A 6,570-nucleotide genomic window follows, 5' to 3' on the forward strand; every position below is an offset into this window, starting at 1 on the left:
CTTTTGATGAATATAAAGGATTACTTTCTCCACTGTTGTCTTTCCGGTTCCCGGCCCTCCCGTAATAATACTGAAGCGGTAACGGAAAGCCATGATAACAGCTTCTTCCTGCCGCATGGCAAGCTGGATTCCCAGCTCCTCCTGAGCCTCCTTCAGCAGACTAATGATATCTGTTTTGTCCGGCTCCTGAAGCAACAGCTCCGCTATGGCATTTGCTGTACCTTCCTCCTGTTCATAAGCACTCTTGGTATAGACAGCAGTTCCATCAACCACCAGCTCGCTCTCTGCAAACATCTGATTAGCGACTGCACAGATCTGTTTCCTGCTGACGGCTTCCATCGGGAATCCATGGTTTAAATATTGATATACAGTCTTGATATATGTTTCTTTATCCATGTAGAGGTTCCCTGCCCGCATATTGTCGTCTATCACATATCGTAGGCACTCCCTGATCCGCTGCGGATCGAAAAGGCATATGTTATTTGCCATTGCGATCCGGTCAACTTGCGTGAAGGAAAATCCCTGCACCTTACAGAGTTCATAGGTTTCACTGCGTACTACCTCCAGCGCGCGATCCCCATATGCGGTCTGCACCTTGGCAATCTTTCCCGGCCCCAGCTGATAGGGTGCCAGTAACATAGTTAATTCCCTTCTGGAATGCGCTTCCTGATAGGACATCAGGATCATGGACAGCTTTTTCTCTGTGATTCCCTTAATCGACAGGAGCTTTTCCGGTTCTGCGTCAAATATCTCAAAGGTTTGTGTACCAAACTGGTTCACAATCGCCTCCGCTGTCTTGGGGCCTATTCCTTTCACCGCGCCGGAACTAAGATACTGGTAAATGCCGTCCTCTGTGTCCGATAAAATATCGTCATAATATTCGACCGCAAACTGCAGTCCATTCCTGCCCTTGGCCCAGGTTCCGTTTAGCTCATATTCCAGCACGTCTCCGTTTGGCAGATGATATCCGACCGCCACAAATGCGGTTTTATTTCCCTTATAGAAGGAGTTTTTCGCACCTTCCGGCACCGGTTCCTCCGTAAGATACTGAAATATACAATATCCGTTCTCCGGATTGGAATAGATCTCCCTGTCGTATCTACATCTCACGTCAACGTCTCCTTTCATGTAGAAGGCGTCTGCACCACGCCAATATAAGGGTCCTCCTTTAGAAGGGCATATACGGGTATTCCCAGCTCCCTGGCCTTTACGATCTCGGCCTGCATACCGCAGCTGATTACCGGGCTGCAAACAATCAACGCCTGGCTGTGTTCCAACAACTTCATGCCAACGCTGATTCCCAGTTCACGCACCCATAAAACTCTGTCATCCAGAAGCTCCGGAAGATACGCATGAGGAGCCACCGCCCGGCACCGGAAAACTTTCGATACCAACTGCATATAACTGCGGGCCAGTTCCATATTTGCGCGGATTTCATTAGCTGTAGGTGCAGAAAGGGGAGAACAGATATAAACCATATCGTTTTCTCTTATCATCAGGCCGCCTCCACTTTCTTGGCAGAAAACCGCCTGCTTTCCGTAACTTCTACATATTCATCATAGATATCCGGATGCTGCACCTGCAGCTTTTCCAGGCTATTCTTACTGATTCCGGTTCGATAGACCGGATTATATGTAACAAGGTATTTGCACGGACCGAGATCCAGTGATGCTTTACAGCTAACACCCATACGCTCAACCACACCGGCATAGAGGCTTTTCATCTTCCCCTCAATCTCTCTCGATTCCTTATCAATCGCGGATTTCCGCTCTTTTAAGGCTAAATACTGGTCCAGGTTATCGCGTATTGCTCCCGGGAGGATTATTTCGTCCTCGTCTTTATCTCCAGGCCCAAAATGCCTCCTGATACTTTCCAGTATCAGCTCACCGCTTTCCACGTATGGAGGTTCCTGCTCTTTCTGGACATATTCATTCCAAAAATATGCCTCCTCATTGATAAGATCTTCTTCGAGATCATAGTCCCGCTCAATTTTTCGGATGACATACTCATTCTCATTATTTCCGAACAGACAGGCGATATAGACCACATTTAAGTTCATAACAGCCATGTAATGTCTGCACTGATACTCATAATTGAGCGGCACACAGTTATTTTCCCATTTGTCCTGACAATGATAGTTTGATGTTTTACATTCAAGGATGCCTGTGGTTCCGTCCGGGAAATCAATAAAAAAGTCCACATCGGCCAGTAAAAAAGGATAGAGCGGATGACGGAACATCTTATGGATTGGGTAGACTTTCAATCCTGTTTTATAAGAAAATATCTCTGCAACCAGTTCCTCCAGACGATGTCCAACGGATTTAGCCACCCAGTTATCCTCATCTTCATTGACTACCGGCCGGATACCCCGCTTGTCATAATACAGATCCCGGCCGGTACAGAACGGTGATTGACCCATAATGGCAGCTACGTCGCTCCCGCCAATTCCCAGCCTGCGGTATTCCAACCATTCCTTTTCAGTAAGCGTAGTCGTATCAACGACTACCTCTGGACTATAATTCAGATTCAAAAACATAAAATCTCTCCTTCCTCATGGTAAGAAAAAAGAAGAGGTCTCCCTCCTCTTCGTTCTTAATGTGATTGAACGTTTTTCACAGCCTGCATTTTTTACCACTTGATTTCTCCCGGAACATCAAATTCCTTCCAGTCCAAAGACAAAGCTCTGGCAAGTTTTTCTTCCATGGTGGCAATATGGCCTCCTGACTCCCCTTCGCACGTCAGCATAAAAATCACTTCTGACATCCCACAGTAAATTTCGTGGGCCGTGCAGCTTCCTGTTCCGTTCTGGGATATAAACAAATTCAAGGCTTCCGTGATATATCGTTTCGGAACCTTCACCTTTTTCATAATCCCAATCATGCAGTTTCCGGGATTGGTAATTAAAATACCCAGGAGCCTTGTCAGATTCTTTAATGCAGCCTGGTACTTTCCAAACAGCAGCCCCAGCTGCTTATCAAACTGCTCCAGTGTAACTCCATTTTCATGACTGAGCCTTAACGGATCACCCAGAGCAATGGTATTCTGCTTGGGGCCACAGAGCAGCATGGGATATAAATTAGCCCCGCTGGTACCGACATCTGATGTGGATACCCGGAGGGCCGCCTTCATATCATCCGAATCAAGGCCGCAGTTTTCCAGCTCTTTGCGGTACGCTCCCAGAAGTTCATCATTCCTGGAAAGTTCCCACAGGCCCGATGCCCTTGTGTGATCGTAAAAACCGCCTAAAAAACTTGCCCCAGGAAAAGTCTTATTTAGGAACTCCACTACATGAGCAAAAACCTGCTCCATATCCAGAATGGAGTAGTCGCAGCAATCTCCACCATGCACCGCAGATACTTTACCGTCTGAGATCCGCAACAGGGATTCTCCCTTTGTGATCTTCAGACAGTCGTTCAGTATCCGGGCGTATACATTCTTCTCCAGACGGTTTAACACCGCCCCTGAAATACCGGCGCGATCTAAGATCGTCTTAATCGCACAGCTTCTCACTGGGTAATACTTATCCTTGGCTTTCAGTACCAGCCTGGTATTCTCCATGGTATCCGTCAGAATACCGATATCCAGGCCCTCCTGCTCATACTGTTCCTTAAGTTCCTTTGCAATTTTGCTGTCCTCATCCGTGATTGCAACGAGCCGAAGATCCTTGGAGCGTTTCCGTTCCCATCTGGATCTTCTTCCAATCGCCTTCAGACAGTCGAAAAATTCGTCCTGCGCTTGAAACTGCCTGGAATAGTTGTCTGCATACATAATTTCATTCATTTGTTTTTCCACCTTTCTTATTTTGGTTTTTTATCCTTAAAGCACGTGCTTTTTAGGCAATAAAAAAGGGAATGAGCCAGCATAAGCATTTCTTACACTGTCATCATTCCCTTATACGTGTGGATACCCACAAGACAGGACCGCCCTTTCCCGGACCATAAAAAATGCCAGAAAAATACCAGTCATCATGGCGTTTTCCTGACATCACTACAATCTTAAACAACGTGTGCGGAACGAATCCTCCTGGCCTTTTACCCGCCAGAATACCGTCCTCCGGAGCACAAAAATCAATTACAAAACCATACTAACACAATATCTAATATGTTGTCAATATCATAGCGCTTTTTATAGTATCTTAAATTTTTAAAATATTTCAATAATTTGGATTTTCTCCCCCTCTTTATAAACAGTATGTGATTTTCCGAAGCTGGTAAGTAGCTTTTCTTTCAGCTTCAATATCACCCGCACTTTGATAACTGAAGAGCATATACCAGCATTTTATATAGGTTCCCTGGACGGCCTGGCTGTAAGCTGCGCCGCCCCTGGATTGAATCGTACACCGTACAGCCTGCTACGTGGCCGGGAAGGGCATAGGAAGGGGATGCAGGGAGATATGCGTTTAATAAACTTAGAAAGAAGGAATCTTCATGAATAATCCTAATGCAGATAATACAGTCTCGGAAGATTTCAAGAAATACTCGGTTGCAGAAATCGCAGATATGCTCGGATTGGGTAAGACAAAAACCAGAGAACTCTTGCAAAGTAAAATTCTCCCGGTGACCAAATTAGGGCGGGACTACTTTACTTCCCCTAAAGCATTGCAAGATTTCATAAAAAAGAATACTGGTAAGGAACTCTCAATTAAATAGATTACGGTTGTCACAAACACTATATCGTACTATAATAATCCTACAGCAAATATATGGCTTCCTGTAGGGTAGAGTTCATTGTACCTTATAGGAGAGCATACAATGAGTAAAACTAAAGCAGAAGTTAAATCAAAAGAACAGCCTCAATCGAAGCCGAGGCGAAGCAAAGGTGATGGATCACTCTTTAAAAACTCCAAAGGTAAGTGGGTAGCTCGATACAAAGGCAAAGAATTCACGGGAGATGTAAAAAGCGAAGTGAAAGCCAGAATGGATAAGTATAAAATACTTGTTCAAACTGGCGAAGCTGTCACAAGAAAGCTGACGGTTCAGCAATATGGAGAAAAATTTCTTTATCACAAAGAGCAGCAAAATAAACGCGGCAAATTTAAGAACTCCAGCCTGGACCGGCTTGAAAGGACATTTCATAAGCAGATAGAGGAGAGCGATCTGGCAAAGGTCTTGATGTGTAATTTAGATGGCTTACAAATTCAGGATTTTATTGATAATTTGTCAAGCAAGTACAGCATATCAACCATCAAGAAAGCATACCTCTTTTTGCAGGCTATGATAAGTTTCGGTATTGAAATGAAGGATCTACCCAAATCATACGACCCGTTGTCCATTGTCGAGTTGCCTGATGAATCTGTGCTGGAGGTGAAAACAAAAGAGATTGAGATAATGCCTGATGAGTACCTCCCCAAATTTAAGGAAACCGCTATGGCTAGAAATCCAGATGGTTCCCTGGCTTATCGCTATGGACCGCTTCTAGTCTTTGCCTTAAATACGGGATTCCGGGAAGGCGAATTGCTCGCACTTTCAAAATCAGGTATTATGACAGTCGATGGGAGGCGCGCATACCACGTCTACGAAACTGTCAGCACCGTAAAGAATCGGGATAAGGATGCCTCAACAAAAACAAAGCGTATTCTGACTGCTCCAAAGTATCCACGAAGCGTCAGGACAGTTCCCTTAAACAAGGAAGCAGAGTATTGTCTGGATTTAATGCTTGGCTACTATGAAACAAGTACAGTCCGGGATGATCTGATTGTAACAACAAAAACAGGATTACTCCCAACGGCCCGTAATATTCAGCTGACTCTAGATCGGATTCTGAAAAGAGCCGGACTGCCTCACTATGGCACACATGCCCTTCGGCATACGTTCGCTACCAGGCTGCTCCGTAAGACACAGAATCATCAGGAGCTGAAGGCCGTAGCCGAGTTATTAGGCGATGACTACAAGGTTGTGGTTAAAACCTATCTTCACACAGAGGAACAGGGAAAGGGCGGATTGGTTGATCTACTAACGGCCTAAAAAACTCCACTCTATTTCCACCTTATGAAACGATTTTATCCGATTTTTAACGATTTCTAACGACACTTGTTAATTTTACAAATTCAAGTACAATGAGAAAAAAATGAGATAGAGGCAAGGGTCTAAACTGTATAAATAGCACCATCAGACGTAACGCAGACAACAAAAAAACCTCGGAAAATCAAGGTTTCCGAGGTTTTGATGAGAGGCGACGACCGGATTTGAACCGGTGGATACTGGTGTTGCAGACCATTGCCTTACCACTTGGCTACGTCGCCGTATTTATTTTTTTATGTTGGCTGAGAGCCAGTGAGCAGGGTGTTGCAGACCCGTGCCTTACCACTTGGCTACGTCGCCATATTAAATTGAATGACCCCAAGGGGATTCGGACCCCTGTTACCGCCGTGAAAGGGCGATGTCTTAACCGCTTGACCATGGGGCCTTGCAAATAATTATATATAGAAAAACTCCCCGAGTAGGACTTGAACCTACGACAGCGCGGTTAACAGCCGCGTGCTCTACCGACTGAGCTATCGAGGATTATTAAAAGTGCTCTCCGAGTCTTTATTATACTTTATAATCAAAGATTCATCAAGTACCTTTTGAA

6 protein-coding genes and 3 tRNA genes are annotated in these 6,570 nt (G+C 45.0%); 2 read left to right on the forward strand and 7 right to left on the reverse strand.

The genetic code is table 11. From position 1 onward, the window contains the following. From KH180_RS16360 to KH180_RS16375, 4 genes are all read right to left on the reverse strand, one after another. Positions 1–1,110, reverse strand: a 1,110-nt coding sequence (locus tag KH180_RS16360; RefSeq protein ID WP_290762371.1) for a helix-hairpin-helix domain-containing protein, incomplete at its 3' end; no start/stop codon positions are given. Positions 1,111–1,124: 14 nt separating this feature from the next. Beyond that, a complete protein-coding gene (locus KH180_RS16365; protein ID WP_117633590.1) occupies positions 1,125–1,496 on the reverse strand; it encodes a DUF7768 domain-containing protein in 372 nt (123 codons plus the stop codon). Next, positions 1,496–2,536, reverse strand: coding sequence for a YqaJ viral recombinase family nuclease (locus tag KH180_RS16370; protein ID WP_117633591.1), 1,041 nt, complete (start codon positions 2,534–2,536; stop codon positions 1,496–1,498). Before KH180_RS16370 ends, KH180_RS16365 begins: the two co-directional genes overlap by 1 nt. Positions 2,537–2,628: 92 nt before the next feature. Beyond that, positions 2,629–3,780, reverse strand: a complete 1,152-nt coding sequence (locus KH180_RS16375; protein ID WP_117633592.1) for a transposase — start codon at positions 3,778–3,780, stop codon at positions 2,629–2,631. Between the two features lie 647 nt (positions 3,781–4,427). On the opposite strand from KH180_RS16375, the gene KH180_RS16380 reads away from it, so the two are divergent. Both KH180_RS16380 and KH180_RS16385 read left to right on the forward strand, forming a co-directional pair. Further along, positions 4,428–4,649, forward strand: coding sequence for a helix-turn-helix domain-containing protein (locus tag KH180_RS16380; RefSeq protein WP_117633593.1), 222 nt, complete (start codon positions 4,428–4,430; stop codon positions 4,647–4,649). Between the two features lie 102 nt (positions 4,650–4,751). After that, positions 4,752–5,963, forward strand: coding sequence for a site-specific integrase (locus KH180_RS16385; RefSeq protein ID WP_117633594.1), 1,212 nt, complete (start codon positions 4,752–4,754; stop codon positions 5,961–5,963). A gap of 206 nt (positions 5,964–6,169) precedes the next feature. Here the strand turns inward: KH180_RS16385 and KH180_RS16390 are convergent. From KH180_RS16390 to KH180_RS16400, 3 genes are all read right to left on the reverse strand, one after another. Beyond that, positions 6,170–6,241: transfer RNA gene (locus KH180_RS16390), tRNA-Cys, on the reverse strand. Positions 6,242–6,333: 92 nt separating this feature from the next. Next, positions 6,334–6,405: transfer RNA gene (locus KH180_RS16395), tRNA-Glu, on the reverse strand. A 25-nt stretch (positions 6,406–6,430) separates the two neighbouring features. Beyond that, positions 6,431–6,503, reverse strand: a tRNA-Asn gene (locus tag KH180_RS16400). Positions 6,504–6,570: the final 67 nt, after the last annotated feature.

It is taken from the genome of Anaerostipes sp., assembly GCF_018381315.1.
Classification (GTDB): Bacteria; Bacillota; Clostridia; order Lachnospirales; family Lachnospiraceae; genus Anaerostipes.